The organism is Anaerococcus ihuae, from assembly GCF_928368155.1.
Taxonomy (GTDB): Bacteria; Bacillota; Clostridia; order Tissierellales; family Peptoniphilaceae; genus Anaerococcus; species Anaerococcus ihuae.
On sequence record NZ_CAKMRU010000001.1, the window covers coordinates 558084 to 577444 of the forward strand.

The following is a 19361-nucleotide window of genomic DNA, read 5'->3' on the forward strand; positions in this document are numbered from 1 at the left end:
TTTAAGAGGTGAAAATGAAAATAGTGCTTGCAACATCTAACAAGGATAAGGTTAGAGAAATTAAAGAAATTTTAGGAGAAAGTGTAGATATTTATACTACAGATGATTTTAATATAGAAAAATTTGAAGTTGATGAAGACGGAGAAACTTTAAAGGAAAATGCCTATAAAAAAGCAAAATCTCTATATGATATTTTAAAAATACCAACTTTAGCTGATGATACAGGTTTATTTGTAAAATCATTAAATTTAAAACCAGGTGTTTATTCTCATAGATATGCTGGAGAAAATCCAACTTACAAGGATAATAGAAATAAATTATTAGATGAATTGAAAGAATCAGACAATAGAGATGCTTATTTTAAAACTAGTGTTTGTTTTATTGATAAGGATGGAAAAGATTATTATTTTGACGGTAAAATTGATGGAGAAATAAGCGAAAAAGAATATGGAGATAAAGATTTTGGGTATGATCAAATTTTTAGAGTCAAAGAAATTGGAAAAACTTTTGGTCAAATGACTGATGAAGAAAAAAATTTATACAGTCACAGATCTTTGGCTTTAGAAAAGTTTAAAAAATTTTTGTTGAAAGAAGATTAAATGAGGATATTGGTAACAAGTGATACTCACGGAGATTTTTATTCAGTTTTAAAATATTTAAAAGAAAATCATATAGATTTTATGATTCACGCTGGTGACTACACAAAAGATGCTGAAAATATTTCAAAATATACAGGTATAAAATATGTTACAGTAAAAGGAAATAACGATTATGGGGATTATAAAAATTCTTTTGAACAAATAATACCCTTAGGTGAAATAAATATTTTATTAGTCCATGGTCACAAAGAAGGAGTATATTTTTCAAAAAATCAACTTATTCAAAAGGCTATGGACTATGACTGTAACTTTGTAATATTTGGTCACACTCATATGTATTATTATGAATATCTTGAGGATTTTGATATATATTTGCTTAATCCTGGATCTCCATCACTTCCAAGAGATAATAAAGCAGGTTTTGTAATTTTAGAAATTGATGAAAAAATTAAAGTAAAAAGAATAGATTTAACAAAGGAATAAATATGGCAGGTTTAATAAGCTTAGTAGCAGATAATATTTCAAAACTTATAGTTTTACCGATTTTATCTATAATTATAATGGGACTAACTTACTTTGTAAGTAGGCACAATGATGAAAAAATTGTAAAATTTTATCCATCATTTATAGTTGGAATTGTAGGTCTAGCCATAGGTGTAGTTGCATTTTTTAGCTTAACAAGTGCGATTGGACTTAACTTGGCTTGGATTAGTGTAATTTTACTTTCAAATGCATTAATAGGAATACTTTTTGCAGGAATTATTGGTCTTTTTGATGATGTAAAAGATTATTACAAAGAAGATGAAAAGGTGAAAAGAAATGGGAAAAAATAAGGCCGCATTTTTTGATATTGATGGAACCTTATTTAGAAATTCACTATTAATAGAGCATTATTTTCTTATGACAGAAGATGGAATTCTCGATAAGGAAAATTGGATTAAAAATGTAAAGCCTCTATACCAAAAATATCAAGATAGAAAAGGTCCATATGAGGATTATTTAGATAAAGCCTCATTACTTTATCAAAAAAACCTTGTAGGAATTGACAAAGATACTATAAACTTATATGCAAAAAAAGTTATTGAAATTAATAAAAGTAAAATTTATAGGGTAACAAAAAATGCTTTGGAATTTCATAAAAAAGAGGGATATAAAATCTTTGTGATTTCTGGATCTCCAGATTTTTTGGTAAGAGACTTTGCTAAAATTTATGGGGCAGATGATACAATAGCAACAAAATATATTTTTGATGAAAACAAAAAGTTTACTGGAAAGATTCTACCAATGTGGGATAGCAAAAATAAGAAAAAATCTATTAATTTTTTAACAAAAAAATATAATATTGACTTAGATAAATCTCATGCCTACGGAGATACAAATGGTGATTTTTCTATGTTTGAAAAAGTAGGAAATGCTCATGCTATTAACCCAAGTTTTGAGCTAATTAATAGACTATTTGATGATGAAAAATTAAGAGAAAAAACAAAAATTCATGTTGAAAGAAAAGATGTAAATTATAATTTTTTATTAAAGGATTTGAAAGTAAATTTTCATCAATTTTAAATTTTTTTCAGGTGAATAAAATTAAATTAAATTATTTTAAATAGCTAGATTGTAAATGATTTATACATAATTTAGTAAATATTGCATAAATTATACATCTGTTTTAGCTATTTTTATTTTTCCATAAATAAATATAAATAAATTTATTTGATTTTATGTTAAAATTTATTTACAGACTAAGAAGAGGGATAAGAAATATGACATCAAGTGCGGAAAAAAACCAATAATTGAAAAACTTGAATATGATTATTTAATTAATGAGGATATATCCTCACTTAATACATTGATGTCACTTTATGATAATAAAAATTTTAGTAATTATAAGAAAAATAAATTTTTTATAAAACCTTATATATTAAAAAATTTGAAAAAGAATTTTTGGTATTTATCTGATATAGATCAAATAATAATAAGCTTAGATAAATCAATTGGCAAAGATTTAGATAGGTTTGAATTTCTATTAACTTTAAAAAGCGAGTATAAGGCATTCAAAGATAAGGAATTAATTGATGACTTAGAGTACCTCGCTATTAATTATTATGGGGTGTCTTTTTTATTTGAGGAAAATCAAATTTTTACTGAAGATACTTCTTATGTAAGAAATGAAAAAGAAAATTATCTTAAGAAAATATATAATAACAAAGAGTTGGTTTCAAAAATTAGAAAAAGTGTTAAAAATTATTCTGATACATATTTAAAGTTAAAAGTTTTAAACCTTGATGTAAATACCAATAAACAATTAGCTTTTGATATTGATATGATTTACACAGAGGATATTACATTAAAGCAGGCTCAAGAAATAAACGACAAATTAGTTAGTCTTCTTTATAACATAGCAATTGATGTTTATGCTAATTATTATTGGAAGGGACTTTGTATAGAAGTTGTAAATAGGTATCATTAAGACAAAAGGGCGATTAGCCCTTTTTTAATTGTAAGTTTGAGAAAGGTTAGTATGATTATTTTAGGAATTGATCCAGGTATTGCTATTATGGGATACGGGGTATTAGAAGTAAATGGAAATAGGTATAAAGTTTTAGAAAATGGTGTAATCACTACTTCTGCTAAAACAAAAACACCAAAAAGGCTTGAAATTTTATATAATAATTTAAATGATATTATAAAAGAATTTAAGCCAGATGAGTTTGCTATTGAGGAATTATTTTTTAATCAAAATGTAAAAACTGCAATTACTGTAGGTCATGCTAGAGGAATTCAAGTTTTGTGTGCCCAAGTAAATGATTTACCAATTTACGAATATACTCCTCTTCAGATAAAACAAGCTATAACAGGATTTGGTAGGGCAAATAAAAAACAAATGCAAGAAACAGTTACGACTTTACTAAATTTAAGTGAGATTCCAAAACCAGATGATGCTGCTGATGCCTTGGCAGTTTCTCTTACTCACGCCTTTAGTCAAAGATTTAAAGAACAATTTAGGATGAATTAATGATTAGTTATATAATAGGTGAAATTAAATATATTGGAGAAGATAGTTTTGTTATTGAAAATAATAATATTGGTTATTTGATTAATTCTTCATTTAATACTATAAAAACTTTGGAAATAAATAATGAATTTAAAATTTTTACAAAGATGAATGTAAGGGAAGATGACATTTCTCTTTTTGGTTTTTCATCAAAAGATGAACTAGAAGTTTTTGAGCTTTTGACAAGTGTATCAACCATAGGTCCTAAAAATGCAATAGCAGTTTTATCAACTTTGAATGTAGATAAGATAAAACTAGCTATAGTAAATAATGATATTGATACTTTGACAAAAGCCAAAGGAATTGGCAAGAAAACTGCATCAAGAATTATTCTTGAGCTTGTCGATAAGGTTAAGAAAATGGCAATAAATGAAGATTTGACAATTTCAGATACAAAAATCACAGGTACTAATAGTGAAATTGATGTAGCAAGAGAAGCTTTAATAAATCTTGGATATCAAAGAAACAGTATTGATAAAGTTTTATCTTCACTAAAAGATTCTGACCTAAGCCTTGAAGAGATAATAAAAGAGGCTTTAAAGCGAATGATTTAGGATGGTTTTATGTACGATCAAAATGAAAGAATAGTTGGCTCTAATGAGCAAATAAATGACAAATACAAGGAAATAACTATAAGACCTAAGTGGTTAAAAGATTATATAGGTCAAGATAAAGCTAAAGAAAAATTGAAAATTTTTATAGAATCTTCAAAAAAAAGACAAGAACCCCTTGACCATGTTTTATTGCAAGGTCCTCCAGGACTTGGTAAGACTACTCTTTCAAATATTATTGCCAATGAATTGGGAGTAAATATTAGAATTACAAGTGGTCCTGCTATAGAAAGACCATCAGACCTTGCAAGTATTCTTACAAATCTTGATAAGGGTGATGTATTATTTATTGATGAAATTCACAGAATAAACAGGTCGGTTGAAGAAATTTTATACCCTGCTATGGAAGATTTTGCTCTTGATATTATTGTAGGAAAAGGCCCAAACGCCCAATCTATTAGAATTGACTTGGAAAAATTTACTCTTGTAGGAGCAACAACAAGGGCTGGTATGCTTTCAGCTCCTTTGAGAGATAGGTTTGGAGTTTTGCTATCTTTAAATTTATATGATACAAAAGATTTAACAAAAATTGTAAAAAGATCAGCAGATATTTTAAATATTCCAATAGAAGATAAGGGAGCATTTGAAATTGCTAGAAGAAGTAGGGGAACCCCAAGAATTGCAAACAGACTTTTAAAAAGAGTAAGGGATTATGCAATTGTAAAAAAAGATGAAGTTATTGATTATGAAACTTCATGTGAAGGACTTGAACTCCTCGAAGTAGATCACATGGGTCTTGATAGTATGGATAAAAAAATAGTCCTTACTATGTATGAAAATTTTGATGGAGGTCCAGTTGGAATTGATACGATTGCTGCTTCAACAGGAATAGAAAATGTTACTATAGAAGATGTTTATGAGCCATATTTATTACAAATCGGATTTTTAACAAGAACTCCAAGAGGAAGAATTCTTACAAAAAAAGCTTATGAACATTACGGATTAAAATTTGAGGATTAAGATGAGAACAGAAGATTTTGATTATTATTTACCAGAAGACTTAATTGCCCAACATCCGGCTGATAAGAGAGATTTTTCTAGGTTAATGGTTGTAGATAGAAAAACGGGTCAAAGAGAAGATAAACATTTTTATGATATTATAGAGTATTTAAATGAGGGAGATCTTCTTGTAATGAATGATACAAGAGTTATCCCTGCAAGACTTTTCGGACATAGAGAAGGAAAAGAAGAAGAAATCGAAGTATTTTTACTTGAAAATATTGAAAAAGATAAGTGGGAAGTTTTAGTTAGACCTGGAAAGAAGATGAAAATTGGAACAAAATGTATTTTTTCTGATGAATTAAGTCTTGAAGTTGTTGATATAAAAGAAGACGGTAATAGGATTGTGAAATTTTCTTATGAAGGAATTTTTCAAGAAATTTTAGATAGGCTTGGCAATATGCCTTTGCCACCTTATATAAAAGAAAAATTAAAAGATAAGGAAAGATATCAAACAGTTTATTCCAAAAATCCAGGATCTGTTGCAGCACCAACTGCAGGACTTCATTTTACAAAAGAATTGCTTAAAAAAATAGAAGAAAAGGGCGTAAAATTAGCCTATATAACATTGAATGTTGGACTTGGGACTTTTAGACCAGTAAAAGTTGATGATGTAAAAAATCATAAAATGCATTCAGAATTTTATCAAATCAGTAAAGAAACTGCAGATTTAATCAATGAAACTAAGAAAAATAATAAGAGAATTATTTCAACAGGAACTACAACAACAAGAACTCTTGAATCAGTTTACAAAAAAAATGGTGAAATAAAAGAAGATTCTGGCTGGACAGATATCTTTATATATCCAGGTTTTGAATTTAATGTTATTGATTGTCAAATAACAAATTTCCATCTTCCAAAATCAACTTTGATTATGCTTGTATCAGCTCTTGCAAGTAAGGAAATAATTTTGGATGCCTATAAGGATGCTGTTGATAAAAAATATAGGTTCTTTAGTTTTGGCGATGCTATGTTTTTGAAATAGGAGAGAAAATGCCGATAAAATACGAATTAATAAAAAAAGATAAATATTCTAATGCAAGATGTGGAATAATTCACACAGACCATGGAGATATACCAACACCGATTTTTATGCCAGTTGGAACAAAGGCTACAGTAAAAACTATGAGTGTTGAAGAATTAAAAGAAATCGATGCAAAAATAATTTTGGGAAATACCTACCATTTATATTTAAGACCAGGCATGGATATTATGAAAAAAGCTGGTGGTCTTCATAAATTTATGAATTGGAATGGACCGATACTTACAGATAGTGGTGGATTTCAAGTTTTTTCTTTGTCAGATACTAGAGATATTTCTGAAAAAGGAGTTGTTTTTAGATCTCATATTGATGGGTCTAAACACTTATTTACACCAGAAAAATCAATTGAAATTCAAAATGATATCCATTCAGATATAATGATGAGTTTTGATGAATGTATTCCATATCCTGCCGATTATAAGTATGTGGAAGAATCTGTTGAAAGAACAATAAGGTGGGCAAAAAGAGGTCTAGATTATCACAAAAAAAATTCCCACAAAGACCAATCTTTATTTGGAATTATCCAAGGTGGAATGTTTGAAGATTTAAGAAAAAGATCTGTCGAAGAAACTTGTGCTATGGATTTTGATGGATATTCATTGGGTGGTTTATCGGTTGGTGAACCAAAAGAGGAAATGATAAGACTTTTAAAATATACAACTCCTCTTTTACCAGAAGACAAACCAAGATACAATATGGGAGTAGGAAGTCCTGATTATTTATTTGAATCATTTGAGGCTGGAATTGATATGGCTGATTGTGTGCTTCCAACAAGAATTGCAAGAAATGGAACTGCTATAACATCTGAGGGTAGGCTTGTAGTAAGAAATGCAAAATACAAGGAAGATTTCACACCCCTTGATCATGATTGTGATTGCTATACTTGCAGAAATTATTCAAGAGCTTACATTAGACACCTTGTAAATGTAAATGAAATTTTGGGAGCAAGGCTTTTGACCTACCATAATTTATATTTCTTGCTTAAATTATGTGAAAATATAAGAAAATCAATAATGGAAGATAGATTTTTGGAATTTAAAAAAGAATTTTACGAAAAATATGGATATGAATCTTAAATTAGAATATATTATTTTAATAATTTTAGCCTTGATGTTTTATTTTTATTCTTTAAAAGATGATTTGGATAAGAAAAAGAATAAAAAATTTATTAAAAAAAATCTTAAAGTCGGTTCAAAAATTTTAACAGAAAGTAAAATTATTGGAGAAGTAATAGAACTTAACATAAGTGATTGTCTTATTATTACTGGTAAAGACGAGAAGTACTCTTACTTATTAATAGAAACTGACAGTATTGAAAAAATATTAGAAATTTAAAAGCTTTTCTAGATTGTTAAAAACAACAGTCTAAAAAAGCTTTTTTTTTTAATTATTTTTAAGTAAAAAATTATATTCATCAGGACTTTTTCTTATTTTTTCAGGATCTTTAAAAAAGTCTTTACTTAATTTTACAACAGTTGGTGCAAGATTTATTAGGGCATATAGGTTAGGAAGTGCCATAAAACCATTTAATATATTTGCAACAATCCAAACAAGCCCAAGATCCATATTTGCTCCAAGAAATACAAATATAACGTAAAGAATTCTATAAGGAATAATAATTTTTTCTCCAAACAAATATCTAAGAGCAGTTTCTCCATAATAAGCCCAGCCTAAAATTGTAGAAAAAGCAAAAAGACTTAAACCTATACTAACAATTAAACTTCCAAGGCTAGATCCTGTTGCAAATGCTCTTGCAACAAGGCTTGCTGCATTTTTTGTATCACTTATATCAACATTTGTAGAAAGAATTACAAGGGCTGTCATTGTACAAATTATAATAGTATCGACAAAAACTTCACTAATTCCCCAAAGACCTTGACGAACTGGATGGTCTGTTGATGCACAAGCATGAGCCATTGGAGATGAACCAAGACCAGCTTCGTTTGTAAAAACTCCTCTTGCAACTCCTGCAGAAATAACAGCTTTTATAGAAAGTCCAGCAAAAGATCCTCCAAGACTTTTTGGATTAAAAGCTCCAACAAAAATAGCTTTAAAAGCTGGTAAAATATTTTCTTTGTTTAAAAATAAAATCCATAAACAACCAATTATGTATAAAAAAGACATAAATGGAACCAATTTTTCTGTAACTTTTGTAATAGAATTAATTCCACCAACTATAACTATTCCTGCCAAAATGCACAAAACAAATCCAATTATAATTTTATTTATACCAAATGAATCGTGCAAAACTCCAGAAATAGCATTAGCTTGAGTAGAATCTCCAATACCAAAAACGGCAATTCCAGCAAAAATAGCAAAAGTTTTTGCAAGCTTTTTGTTATTTAAACCTTTTTCGATATAATACATAGGTCCGCCAACATATTGTCCGTTTTTCTTTTCCCTATAGGCAAGGGCCAAGGTAACCTCAGAAAATTTTGTTGCCATACCCAACAAAGCTGCAAGCCACATCCAAAAAATTGCACCAGGTCCACCTAAAATTATAGCAAGAGACACACCTACTATATTTCCAGTTCCTACAGTAGCTGCAAGTGCAGTAGCCAAGGCACCAAAAGGACTTATGTCACCTTTATGATTTTCACTTGGTTTTTCAAAAATTTTTCCAAGAGTATTTTTAATTGCATATGGTAATTTTCTAAATTGTATAGCCTTTGTTTTTATACTTATGTAAATTCCTGTGCCAACTATTCCGACTATTAAAGGAAAGCCCCACAATAAATTTTCAAAACTTTTTAATAATTCAATCATTTTTTTCTCCAAAAAAAATTATTTTTTATTATTTTATTTCTATTTTTATAAAATTCAAAATAATTTATAAATTATCAAAATTTTACATTTTTATAATGTTTTTTCATGATTCTACCTATATCTTTATATTGATTCTAAAAATGGTATAATTTATTCATAAGAGAGGGAATTATGACCAAGTGGTATATATATAATAAGAAAAATAATTATTTAGCAAATTTAAAAAATAAAAATATTACCAAATTAGAAGCGTTAATACTTGCAAATAGAGATATTGTAGAGGCAGATCTTGTAGAAAGTTTTATAAATCCAAGCCTTGATAAACTTCACGACCCATATTTATTAAAGGATATGAAAAAAGCCATTGATATAATTATTGAAACAATGGAAGATGGTGAATCTATAAGAGTATTTGGAGATTATGATCAAGACGGAATAAGCTCAACTATGACACTTCTTGATGGTTTATTATATTTTTATGATGATATAAGCTATGACATTCCAGATAGGATTATAGATGGGTATGGAATTAGCGATAGGATGATTGATAGGGCGATTGAAGACAGGGTAAGTCTTGTAATTACTTGTGATAATGGAATCACTGCAATAGATCAAGTCAAAAAATTAAAAGAAAATAATATAAAAGTTATAGTAACTGACCACCACCAAGTTTCAAAAGTGGAAGATGGAGAATGGATAAAGCAAATTTTACCTGAAGCTGACTGTGTTATAAATCCTAAAAGGTTAGACAATACCTATCCATTTGATGATTTGTGCGGGGCAGGTGTTGCTTTCAAATTAATGCAAGCTTTATACCAAAGACTTGAGGGAGATTTAGATTATTTATATGGTCTTTTGGAATATGTCGCTATGGGAACGGTTTGTGATATTGTTTCTTTAACTGATGAAAACAGGATTTTTGTAATAGAGGGTTTAAAAAGAATAAATAATACAGAAAAATTAGCTATAAAAGCCTTGGTTGAGGAAAATTCTTGGAATAAAGAAGTAAATGCATACACCTTAGGCTTTATAATTGGTCCTTGTATGAACGCAACGGGAAGACTTTCTACTGCAAAACTTGCAATAGATATGCTAATGGAAGATGATATAGAAAAAATCCACACTTATGCAAAAAAACTGGTAAGTTTAAACAATGAAAGAAAAGATTTAACAAATATCGGTCTTGAAAAAACTCTAGAGATTATAAAAAATAAAAAATATTATAAAGATGACATTATTATTGTAGATGTAGATAATATTGAAGAAAGTGTTTGTGGAATTATAGCAGGAAGAATTAAAGAAAAATTCAACAAACCAACTATAATTATGACTGAATCAAATGATAAGGGAGTATTAAAGGGATCTGGTAGGAGTATTGAAGCCTATAATATTTATAAGGAAGTCTTTGAAATAAAGGATTTGCTTGAATCTTTCGGGGGACACCCTATGGCATGCGGGCTTTCAATAAAAAAAGATAAGGTAGATGAATTTAGACAAAAACTTAACGAAAAGTCTAAATTAAAAAATGAAGATTTTGAAAATGTAATAAATATTGATGCTCAAATTTCAGTTGAAAAACTATCACTTGAATTTGCTCAAAGTTTAGAAAGATTAGAGCCTTTTGGTAAAGATAATCCAAAGGCAAAATTTGCAGATAAAAATCTCCAAATTAAAAATCTAAATATGATAGGAAAAAATAACAACACAATGAAAATGACCCTAAATAAAAATGGTCGTGATATTGAAGCTATAATGTTTAATGCAAAAAAAGAATATAAATTTTTAAATGATAAATTTGATTCAAATATTTTAGGAAATAAAATTGATGCTGTCTTTTATCCGGACATAAATGAATTTAGGGACCAAAAAAAATTACAATTAAGGTTGATTGATATAAGGTAGGTGATATTATGGCAAAAGATTTTCAAAAAGAATTTTTAAAATTTAAGGAAATTGTTCTAAAAAATAATGAAAATGCTAATCTTAATTTAATAAAAAAAGCATATGATTTTGCTGAGTATCATCACAGGGGTCAAAAAAGAAACTCTGGAGAAGATTATTTTATTCATCCAATCGTAGTTGCAGAGACTTTATCAAACATGCAATTAGATGATCAAACAATTTGTGCAGGTTTGATGCATGATGTTTTGGAAGATACTCCTGTTACAGAAGATCAAATGAAAGAACTTTTCGGTGAAGAAATTACTTTTTTGGTTGATGGTGTAACAAAGCTAAAAAAATTAAATTATAAAACAAGAGAAGAGAAACAAGCTGAAAACATTAGAAAAATGGTCTTGGCAATGAGTAACGATGTAAGAGTTATTTTAATAAAACTTGCTGATCGTTTGCACAATATGAGAACTTTGGAATATAAGACTGAAAAAAAACAAAAGCAAACTGCAAGTGAGACCTTGGAAATATATGTTCCTCTTGCTCATAGACTTGGAATTTATACAATGAAATGGGAGCTTGAAGATTTATGTTTTAGGTACCAAAAACCTGAAGAATACTATGAGCTTGCTCAAATGGTACACAACAAAAGAAGGGAAAGAGAAGCCTATATCAATGAAATTATTGATACTTTAAACAAGGCTCTTTCAACTTCAAAAATTAATTATGAAATTTCAGGTAGGCCTAAGGGTTTATATTCAATTTATAAAAAGATGAGTAGAAATAAGATTGAATTTAATGAAATTTACGATATGACAGCTGTTCGAGTTTTGGTTGATACGGTTGCAGATTGTTATGAAGTTTTAGGAAAAGTTCATTCAATTTGGAGGCCAATACCAAATAGAATTAAAGATTATATTGGCCAACCAAAACCAAATGGATATAGGTCCTTGCATACAACTGTTTTTGGTGAAGATTCAAAGCCTTTTGAAGTTCAAATAAGAACAAGGCAAATGCATTATGAATGTGAATATGGTATAGCAGCTCACTGGAAATACAAAGAAAATAAGAGTAAATCAACTGAATTTGATGAAAAACTCACCTTTATAAGGCAAATTATGGAATGGCAAAAAGAAGGCGGTAAGGATGTTGATAGTAAGGAATTTCTTGACACCTTGAAAGGAGATTTTTTCTCAAAAGAAATATATATTTATTCACCAAAAGGTGAAATATATTCTTTGCCAGTAAATTCTTGTGCTATAGATTTTGCCTATAGAGTTCATACAGAAGTTGGAAATAAATGTGTTGGAGCAAAAGTTAATGGGAAAATCGTTCCTTTTTCTCATAAACTAAACACAGGTGATGTTGTAGAAATTCTTACAAGCAAAAATTCACAAGGACCATCTAGAGATTGGCTTAATATGGTCCAATCTAACCAAGCCAAAAATAAAATCAAGCAATTTTTCAAAAGATATAGAAAAGAAGAAAATATTGAAATTGGAAAAGATTCTTTATTTAGGGAGCTTAGAAAAAATAAGGAAATTTATAAAAGAGATATCAAGGATGAGTGGCTTGAAGAAATTGCAAATGATTTAGGATATCCAACAAAAGATGAAATGTTTGCATCAATTGGATTTGGAAAAACTAATACTGAGCAAATAATTCAAAAATTAGTAAAAAAACACAAAGATGAATTGCCAAAACAAATTGAAGAAATTGATATTACAAGGACAAATAGCAAAAAATCTTTTTCAAATGAAGTAAGGGTGAGCGATCTTGATGATCAAGTAGATGTAAAATTTGCAAAATGTTGCAATCCAGTTCCAGGAGATCAAATCGTAGGATATATTACAAAGGGAAAGGGAATAAGTGTTCACGTTAGAAATTGTCCAAATATTACAAATTTAAAATCTCCAGAAAGATTAATTGATGTTTATTGGCAAAATAATTCTAATGATATCTTCCCAGTTAGAATTCAAATTACAACTAAAGACAAAACAGGAATGATTTTTGAAATAACAAAATTAATATCAGCTGAAAATGTAAGTATAGAAGCTATGAATGTGAGAAGTAATGATAACCATGAAGGAATAATAGATCTTACAGTTTTGGTTCCAAATACAGAAAAATTGAATGAATTAATTATGAAATTAAAAACAATAAAAATGATAGAAAGTATTTATAGGGTGAAAAGTTAATGAGAGCTATTGTACAGAAAGTAAAACAAGCAAGTGTAAAAGTTTCTGATGAGTTGATTTCAGAAATTGGACAAGGTTTATTGGTTTTTGTGGCAGTAACCGATTCTGATACTGAAAAAGATATTGATTATATTAAAAAGAAAATTGAAAAACTAAGAATATTTGAAGATGACCAAGGGAAAATGAACTTATCTGTAGAAGATGAGGGTGGAGAATTGTTAATTGTAAGCCAATTTACCCTATATGGAGATGCTAGAAAAGGAAATAGACCTTCTTTTATAAATTCATCTAGTGCCGAGAAGGCAGAAGAATATTATGAAATATTAATACAAAAATTAAAAGATGATGGATTTGATGTAAAAACTGGAAAATTCCAAACTCATATGGAAGTTTCATTGATAAATGATGGGCCTGTGACAATTCAATTAGATAGTGAAAGGTTATATTAATGCATATAAGAAAAATAACAGAAGGACCGATGATGGCAAATTCTTATGTGGTTTTTGATGATGAAAACAATGGATTTTTGATTGATCCAGTTTATCCAAGCGGAAAAATTGAAAATTATATAGATAAGAATAAAATTAATATAGGATTTATTTTGTTAACTCATACACATTTTGACCATGTATTGGGACTTGAATATTTTAAAAATAAATTAAATGTAAAAGTTTATGCAAGCGAGGACAGTAAGGATATAGCAAATGATCCAGATTATAATTTGTCTAGAGGATATTGTGATTTGGATTTGAAAATTGATTTTTATTTAAAGGATGGAGAAGTTTTTTCTGAGTATAAGATAAAGGCTATAAAAACTCAAGGTCACAGCTTAGATTCAATGTCCTACAAAATAGATGATGATATTTTTTCTGGAGATACCTTATTTAATTTATCAATAGGAAGAAGTGATTTTCCAGGTGGGAATTTTAATACATTAATAAATTCAATAAAAAATAAAATTTTTATATACGATGACGATACAAAAATTCATCCAGGCCATGGAGAATCTACAAGTATCAAATTTGAAAAAGAAAATAATCCATTTTTAATTTAGGAGGTTTGTATGGAATTTAAAAGAAGCCACATGTGTGGTGAGCTTAGAGAAGAAAATATTGGCGAAGAAGTAGTACTTATGGGCTGGGTTGCCAAAAAAAGAAATCTTGGATCTTTAGTTTTTATAGATCTTAGAGATAAAACTGGCATTACTCAAATCGTAACACGTGAAGATGATGAAGAAAATTATAAAACTGTAAAAGATGTGGCTGGTGAATATGTTCTTGAGGTAAAAGGAGAAGTAAGAGAAAGAGAATCTAAAAACCCAGATATACCTACAGGAAATATTGAAATAGTAGCTGAAAAAATAAATATTTTAGATAAAGCAAAAACACCTCCTATTTATATAAAAGAAAATGACGATGTAAGTGAAACTTTAAAATTAAAATACAGATATCTTGATATGAGAAAACAATCAGTTCAAAAAAATCTAAAATTAAGATCTGATATTGTAAGAAGTATGAGAGAATATATGTATGATAATAAATTTACAGAAGTTGAAACACCATTTTTAACAAAACCAACTCCAGAAGGAGCAAGAGATTATTTGGTTCCATCAAGAGTAAACCAAGGTAAATTTTATGCTTTGCCACAATCTCCTCAATTAATGAAACAATTGTTGATGATTGGTTCTTTAGATAGGTATTTTCAAATTGTAAAATGTTTTAGAGATGAAGATTTAAGAGCAAACAGACAACCAGAATTTACACAACTTGATATTGAGATGAGTTTTGCTAATCAAGATGATGTAATAAAAGTAAACGAAGGATTATTAAAGACACTTTTTGATAAATTTACTGATTATGATTTAAAATTACCAATTCCAAGAATGGATTATTCAGAAGCTATGAATTCATACGGTTCTGATAAACCGGATTTAAGATATGGTTATAAGATTAATGATATTTCAGAAATATTTAAAGATTCAGATTTTAAAGTTTTTACAGACAATATTAAAGAGGGACATTCTGTAAGAGCAATCAATTTTAAAGGACAAGCTTCAAATTACTCAAGAAAGCAATTAGACAAATTAACTGATTTTGTAAAAGATTACGGACTTAAAGGCTTAAGTTTTATTAAATTTAATAATAAAGATGATATAAATTCATCAATTAAAAAATTCTTAACTGAAGAAATCGTTGAAAATTTGATAGAAAAATTAGATATTTCTGACAATGATTTAATTTTAATTGGAGCTGATAAGGATAAAACTGTTCTTGAAGGACTTGGAGCATTAAGAAGAAAGGTTGCAAAAGATCAAAATCTTTATGAAAAAGAATATGCTTTTTGTTGGGTTGTAAACTTCCCTATGTTTGAATATAGCGAAGAAGAAGATAGGTATGTTTCTCAACACCATCCATTTACAATGCCAAATGAAGAAGATATTGATTTACTATTAACAGAACCTGAAAAAGTAAGAACTCAAGCCTATGATATTGTAATAAACGGAGATGAAATGGGCGGAGGTTCTGTAAGAATAAATAATCAAGAACTACAAGAAAAAGTATTTAAGGCTTTAAAATTATCTGATCAAGATATAGAACAAAAATTTGGTTTCTTTATTGAAGCTTTACAATATGGAACACCTCCTCATGCAGGACTTGCTTATGGACTTGATAGACTGGTAATGTTATTTGCTAAAACTGATAATATAAAAGATATAATAGCATTTCCAAAAACTCAATCAGCAACTTGTCCATTAACTCAAGCTCCAAGTATAGTCGATGAAAAAAGTTTAAATGAATTAAGTATAGAGGTAAAAGAATAGAGGTAGGATTCATGCAAACTATTAGCAAAAAAGGAATAGTTGTAGAAAATTTAAATGGAAATGTAAAAGTAATGATTCAAAGAGATTCAGGATGTGGATCTTGTTCTTCATGCGGTGGTTGTGAAATAAAACCATCATATTATACTACATTTACCAATGAGGATTTTAATCCTGGTGATTTTGTATATCTAGATTCTGATATAAAAACTGTAAATAAACTTTCTTATTTTACTTATTTGTTCCCAGTTTTTATGATGATTACAGGAGCTGTTTTGGCAAACACTGTTTTTAAAGATAGATTTCTAGATAATAATTTGCTTACTGTTTTATTTATATTTTTATTTTTGTCCCTTTCTATATTTATATTAAGAATAATGGATAAAGGATATGAAAATAAGGATATAATTACAATAAGAAAGGCTTAATATAGATAAGGTTAGCTCTGCCTAACTTTATCTATTTATTTATCTTAAATTAAAATGGAGAAAAATATGAACGCACCAATTGTTACACTAGTAGGTAGAACAAATGTGGGAAAATCTACTTTGTTTAATCGACTAGTAGGAAAAAGAAAAGCGATAACTGAAGATATAAATGGAGTTACTAGAGATAGGGTTTATGACAAGGTTGAATGGTTAAATCATGAATTTATCCTAGCTGATACAGGTGGACTTGACATATCAAATAAAGACCTAATGAATGTTGAAATTAAATCACAAGTTGAAAAAGCCTTATTAGAAAGTGATTTGATTTTATTTGTGGTTGATGGAAGAGAAGGAATTAATCCTCACGATTATGAAATAGCTAACGAAATTCGAAAATATAATAAAAAAGTTATAATAGTTGCAAATAAAATTGATGGATCAATAATTCCAGATCATATTTATGATTTTTACCAATTTGGTTTTGACGATTTAATTTCAATTTCAGCAGAAGGCTCAAAAAATCTTGGAGATTTGTTGGATAAGATAGTTGATTCAATAGATTTTTCAAAATTTGATACTAATTTAGATGCTACAAGGATTGCAATCATTGGAAAACCTAATGCAGGAAAATCATCTTTGGTAAATCATTTATTAAATGAAGAAAGAATGATTGTTACCGATATTGCAGGTACTACAAGAGATGCTATAGATTCTTATTGGCAATACAATGGAAATAATTATGTTCTAATTGATACAGCAGGACTTAGAAGGAAAAATAAGGTTAATGATAATATTGAATATTATGCTAACCAAAGAACTTTTGATGCTGTAGATAGCTCTGAAATATGTTTATTTTTAATAGATGCAAGTGTAGGAGTTACAGAACAAGATACAAAAATTGCAGGATATGCTCACAATAAGAAAAAAGCAATAATAATTGCCGTAAATAAGTGGGATAAAGTTGAAAAAGAAACAAATACTATGAGAAATATGGAAAAAGAAATTAGAAATAAATTATCTTTTGCCCTATATGCTCCAATTATTTTCATATCAGTTTTAAAAGGTCAAAGGATTACAGATCTTTTAAATTTAATTGAAATTGTAAACAGTAATTATCATACAAGAATAAAAACAGGTGTATTAAACACAATCTTACAAGATGCGATAATGATGACAGCGCCTCCTCAAGATAAGGGAAAAAGGCTTAAAATTTATTATATTTCCCAAGTTCAAACGGCCCCACCTAAGTTTTTATTGCATGTAAATGATAAAGAGTTGATGCACTTTTCTTATCAAAGATATTTAGAAAATCAAATTAGACAAAATTATAGCCTTCAAGGTGTACCTTTTACTTTTGAAATTAAAGAAAGGAAAGAAAAATGAAATTTGTTTTAGTCGCAATTTTTTCATACTTACTTGGATCAATTCCTTTTTCATACATAATAGCAAAAACTTTTTTTAAAAAAGATATAAGAAGTATGGGGAGTGGAAATCCAGGTACTACAAATGTTTTTAGAAATTTTGGAGCCTTAGCAGGATGCTTTTGTTTATTTTTAGATATGGCAAAAGGATTTGTTGCAGTATATTTTTCTACTCTTTTATTGGGTGAAAAATTTGGATTAATTGCTTTTGTTTCTGTAGTTTTGGGACATGTATTTTCAATATTTTTAAAATTCAAAGGTGGAAAAGGAGTGGCGACATCAGCAGGAGCTTTAATCGCTTACAATATAAGTATATTTTTGTGCTTACTTCTTGTATTTTTGGTAATATTTTTATTAACAAGAACAGTTTCAAAAGCGTCTTTAACTGCAAGTCTATTAGCTCCATTTATTTCTTATTATTTTCAAGGATTTAGCCTTTTCACAATAATAATATCATTAGTTGCACTTACTATTATTATTGAGCATAGGACAAACATAGTTAGGATTATAAACCACCAAGAAAAGAAAATGTTTTAAAGGAGTAATATGAAAATTTCAATAATAGGTTCAGGAAGTTGGGCAAGTGCTATTGCAGATTTTCTGTCAAAAGACAATGAAGTTTTGATGTATGCTAGAAATATTAAAGATGTAAATAATATAAATAATTTACACATTAACAAAAAATATTTTGAGGATATAAAATTAAGTGAGAATATAAAAGCAACAAATAATTTAAATGAATTATTAGACAATAAAATTATTATAAATGCTATTCCTACTCAAAATATTAGAGAAGTATTAAGTAAAATTAAAGATGGTCTTGATGGAAAAATATTAATTAACTTATCAAAGGGAATAGAAATTTCAACTTTAAAAAGAGTTTCTGAGATAGTTTATGAACTTAATCCAAATTGTACTTATGCTATTTTAACAGGACCAAGCCATGCAGAAGAAGTTATTAGAAAAATGCCAACTGCTTTAGTTTGCGCTTGTAAGAATGAAAATATTGCAATAAAAATTCAAGACTTATTTACAAAAGATTATTTGAGAGTTTATACTTCAACTGATGTTGTTGGAGCTGAGATTGGAGGAGCTGTTAAAAATGTTTTAGCCTTTGGAATAGGAATGGTAAATGGTCTAGGATTTGGGGATAATACCAAAGCTGCAATAATGACTAGGGGAATTTATGAAATGAATAAATTTGCTATAAGCCAGGGAGCAGATAGAAAAACAATAAGTGGTCTTTGTGGAATTGGAGATTTAATTGTAACAGCAACAAGTATGCACTCAAGAAATAATAGGTGTGGAATATTATTTGGTAAAGGATATTCTTTAGATGAAGCTTGTAAAGAAGTTAAAACTGTTGTAGAAGGAATTCCAACAACTAAAGCTCTTTATAAATTATCAAAAAAAGAAAATATTGAACTTCCTATTACAAATGAAATATATAAGGTTATTTTTGAAGACAAAAATCCTATAGATTCTGTAGAAGTATTGATGAATAGAGACAAAAAAAGTGAATATTGATTGGATGTGC

Annotated in this window: 21 protein-coding genes; 20 read left to right on the top strand and 1 reads right to left on the bottom strand. The window is 28.3% G+C overall.

What is annotated here, in order from left to right:
- The first annotated feature begins 14 nt into the window (after positions 1–14).
- The 11 genes from rdgB to L6653_RS02690 all read left to right on the top strand — a co-directional run bounded on the left by rdgB (position 15) and on the right by L6653_RS02690 (position 7638).
- Positions 15–599, top strand: a complete 585-nt coding sequence (rdgB, locus tag L6653_RS02640; protein ID WP_236785393.1) for an RdgB/HAM1 family non-canonical purine NTP pyrophosphatase — start codon at positions 15–17, stop codon at positions 597–599.
- Positions 600–1082 carry a YfcE family phosphodiesterase gene (locus tag L6653_RS02645; protein ID WP_236785394.1) on the top strand — a complete coding sequence of 161 codons (483 nt, stop codon included), beginning with the start codon at positions 600–602 and terminating at the stop codon, positions 1080–1082. It abuts the gene before it with no gap.
- A 2-nt stretch (positions 1083–1084) separates the two neighbouring features.
- Positions 1085–1432 (top strand): hypothetical protein, encoded by a 348-nt coding sequence (locus L6653_RS02650; RefSeq protein WP_236785395.1) that lies wholly within the window; start codon positions 1085–1087, stop codon positions 1430–1432.
- Complete coding sequence (locus L6653_RS02655) at positions 1419–2162, top strand: HAD family hydrolase (RefSeq protein ID WP_236785396.1); 744 nt, start codon at positions 1419–1421, stop codon at positions 2160–2162. Before L6653_RS02650 ends, L6653_RS02655 begins: the two co-directional genes overlap by 14 nt.
- A gap of 364 nt (positions 2163–2526) precedes the next feature.
- Positions 2527–3066 (top strand): hypothetical protein, encoded by a 540-nt coding sequence (locus L6653_RS02660; RefSeq protein ID WP_236785397.1) that lies wholly within the window; start codon positions 2527–2529, stop codon positions 3064–3066.
- 51 nt (positions 3067–3117) lie between these two features.
- Positions 3118–3612 (top strand): crossover junction endodeoxyribonuclease RuvC, encoded by a 495-nt coding sequence (gene ruvC, locus L6653_RS02665; protein ID WP_236785398.1) that lies wholly within the window; start codon positions 3118–3120, stop codon positions 3610–3612.
- Positions 3612–4205 carry a Holliday junction branch migration protein RuvA gene (ruvA, locus tag L6653_RS02670; RefSeq protein ID WP_236785399.1) on the top strand — a complete coding sequence of 198 codons (594 nt, stop codon included), beginning with the start codon at positions 3612–3614 and terminating at the stop codon, positions 4203–4205. Before ruvC ends, ruvA begins: the two co-directional genes overlap by 1 nt.
- Before the next feature lie 9 nt (positions 4206–4214).
- Positions 4215–5222, top strand: coding sequence for a Holliday junction branch migration DNA helicase RuvB (gene ruvB, locus L6653_RS02675; protein WP_058990441.1), 1008 nt, complete (start codon positions 4215–4217; stop codon positions 5220–5222).
- 1 nt (position 5223) lies between these two features.
- A complete protein-coding gene (queA, locus tag L6653_RS02680; RefSeq protein WP_236785400.1) occupies positions 5224–6246 on the top strand; it encodes a tRNA preQ1(34) S-adenosylmethionine ribosyltransferase-isomerase QueA in 1023 nt (340 codons plus the stop codon).
- Between the two features lie 8 nt (positions 6247–6254).
- Complete coding sequence (tgt, locus tag L6653_RS02685; RefSeq protein ID WP_236785401.1) at positions 6255–7379, top strand: tRNA guanosine(34) transglycosylase Tgt; 1125 nt, start codon at positions 6255–6257, stop codon at positions 7377–7379.
- Complete coding sequence (locus L6653_RS02690; RefSeq protein WP_236785402.1) at positions 7369–7638, top strand: preprotein translocase subunit YajC; 270 nt, start codon at positions 7369–7371, stop codon at positions 7636–7638. The genes tgt and L6653_RS02690 overlap by 11 nt, the downstream gene beginning before the upstream one ends.
- Positions 7639–7686: 48 nt before the next feature.
- On the opposite strand, the gene L6653_RS02695 is transcribed toward L6653_RS02690, so the two are convergent.
- Positions 7687–9069, bottom strand: coding sequence for an alanine/glycine:cation symporter family protein (locus L6653_RS02695; RefSeq protein ID WP_236785403.1), 1383 nt, complete (start codon positions 9067–9069; stop codon positions 7687–7689).
- Positions 9070–9240: 171 nt separating this feature from the next.
- On the opposite strand from L6653_RS02695, the gene recJ reads away from it, so the two are divergent.
- The 9 genes from recJ (at position 9241) to L6653_RS02740 (ending at position 19351) form a co-directional block, all read left to right on the top strand.
- The gene (gene recJ / locus L6653_RS02700; RefSeq protein WP_236785404.1) at positions 9241–10971 is read left to right on the top strand and encodes a single-stranded-DNA-specific exonuclease RecJ; all 1731 of its coding nucleotides are present in this window, start codon (positions 9241–9243) and stop codon (positions 10969–10971) included.
- 8 nt (positions 10972–10979) lie between these two features.
- Positions 10980–13157 carry a RelA/SpoT family protein gene (locus L6653_RS02705; protein WP_236785405.1) on the top strand — a complete coding sequence of 726 codons (2178 nt, stop codon included), beginning with the start codon at positions 10980–10982 and terminating at the stop codon, positions 13155–13157.
- Positions 13157–13606 carry a D-aminoacyl-tRNA deacylase gene (gene dtd, locus L6653_RS02710; protein WP_236785406.1) on the top strand — a complete coding sequence of 150 codons (450 nt, stop codon included), beginning with the start codon at positions 13157–13159 and terminating at the stop codon, positions 13604–13606. Before L6653_RS02705 ends, dtd begins: the two co-directional genes overlap by 1 nt.
- Positions 13606–14211 (top strand): MBL fold metallo-hydrolase, encoded by a 606-nt coding sequence (locus tag L6653_RS02715; protein ID WP_236785407.1) that lies wholly within the window; start codon positions 13606–13608, stop codon positions 14209–14211. Before dtd ends, L6653_RS02715 begins: the two co-directional genes overlap by 1 nt.
- A gap of 9 nt (positions 14212–14220) precedes the next feature.
- A complete protein-coding gene (gene aspS / locus L6653_RS02720; RefSeq protein WP_236785408.1) occupies positions 14221–15978 on the top strand; it encodes an aspartate--tRNA ligase in 1758 nt (585 codons plus the stop codon).
- Positions 15979–15989: 11 nt separating this feature from the next.
- Entirely contained in the window at positions 15990–16403 is a 414-nt protein-coding gene (locus L6653_RS02725; RefSeq protein ID WP_236785409.1) for a SoxR reducing system RseC family protein, read from the top strand.
- Positions 16404–16469: 66 nt separating this feature from the next.
- Positions 16470–17786, top strand: a complete 1317-nt coding sequence (gene der / locus L6653_RS02730) for a ribosome biogenesis GTPase Der (RefSeq protein ID WP_236785410.1) — start codon at positions 16470–16472, stop codon at positions 17784–17786.
- On the top strand, positions 17783–18361 hold the full coding sequence (gene plsY, locus L6653_RS02735; protein WP_236785411.1) for a glycerol-3-phosphate 1-O-acyltransferase PlsY: 579 nt from the start codon (positions 17783–17785) through the stop codon (positions 18359–18361). Before der ends, plsY begins: the two co-directional genes overlap by 4 nt.
- A gap of 9 nt (positions 18362–18370) precedes the next feature.
- A complete protein-coding gene (locus tag L6653_RS02740; protein WP_236785412.1) occupies positions 18371–19351 on the top strand; it encodes an NAD(P)H-dependent glycerol-3-phosphate dehydrogenase in 981 nt (326 codons plus the stop codon).
- The last annotated feature ends 10 nt before the right edge of the window (positions 19352–19361 follow it).

Coding starts and splice junctions, on each gene's coding strand:
- L6653_RS02645 (WP_236785394.1), top strand. CDS start 600: ATGAGGATATTGGTAACAAGTGATACTCACGGAGATTTTTATTCAGTT.
- dtd (WP_236785406.1), top strand. CDS start 13,157: ATGAGAGCTATTGTACAGAAAGTAAAACAAGCAAGTGTAAAAGTTTCT.
- queA (WP_236785400.1), top strand. CDS start 5,224: ATGAGAACAGAAGATTTTGATTATTATTTACCAGAAGACTTAATTGCC.
- L6653_RS02695 (WP_236785403.1), bottom strand. CDS start 9,069: ATGATTGAATTATTAAAAAGTTTTGAAAATTTATTGTGGGGCTTTCCT.
- L6653_RS02740 (WP_236785412.1), top strand. CDS start 18,371: ATGAAAATTTCAATAATAGGTTCAGGAAGTTGGGCAAGTGCTATTGCA.
- L6653_RS02690 (WP_236785402.1), top strand. CDS start 7,369: ATGAATCTTAAATTAGAATATATTATTTTAATAATTTTAGCCTTGATG.
- L6653_RS02650 (WP_236785395.1), top strand. CDS start 1,085: ATGGCAGGTTTAATAAGCTTAGTAGCAGATAATATTTCAAAACTTATA.
- L6653_RS02725 (WP_236785409.1), top strand. CDS start 15,990: ATGCAAACTATTAGCAAAAAAGGAATAGTTGTAGAAAATTTAAATGGA.
- ruvC (WP_236785398.1), top strand. CDS start 3,118: ATGATTATTTTAGGAATTGATCCAGGTATTGCTATTATGGGATACGGG.
- plsY (WP_236785411.1), top strand. CDS start 17,783: ATGAAATTTGTTTTAGTCGCAATTTTTTCATACTTACTTGGATCAATT.
- L6653_RS02705 (WP_236785405.1), top strand. CDS start 10,980: ATGGCAAAAGATTTTCAAAAAGAATTTTTAAAATTTAAGGAAATTGTT.
- recJ (WP_236785404.1), top strand. CDS start 9,241: ATGACCAAGTGGTATATATATAATAAGAAAAATAATTATTTAGCAAAT.
- rdgB (WP_236785393.1), top strand. CDS start 15: ATGAAAATAGTGCTTGCAACATCTAACAAGGATAAGGTTAGAGAAATT.
- aspS (WP_236785408.1), top strand. CDS start 14,221: ATGGAATTTAAAAGAAGCCACATGTGTGGTGAGCTTAGAGAAGAAAAT.
- der (WP_236785410.1), top strand. CDS start 16,470: ATGAACGCACCAATTGTTACACTAGTAGGTAGAACAAATGTGGGAAAA.
- L6653_RS02655 (WP_236785396.1), top strand. CDS start 1,419: ATGGGAAAAAATAAGGCCGCATTTTTTGATATTGATGGAACCTTATTT.
- L6653_RS02715 (WP_236785407.1), top strand. CDS start 13,606: ATGCATATAAGAAAAATAACAGAAGGACCGATGATGGCAAATTCTTAT.
- ruvA (WP_236785399.1), top strand. CDS start 3,612: ATGATTAGTTATATAATAGGTGAAATTAAATATATTGGAGAAGATAGT.
- ruvB (WP_058990441.1), top strand. CDS start 4,215: ATGTACGATCAAAATGAAAGAATAGTTGGCTCTAATGAGCAAATAAAT.
- tgt (WP_236785401.1), top strand. CDS start 6,255: ATGCCGATAAAATACGAATTAATAAAAAAAGATAAATATTCTAATGCA.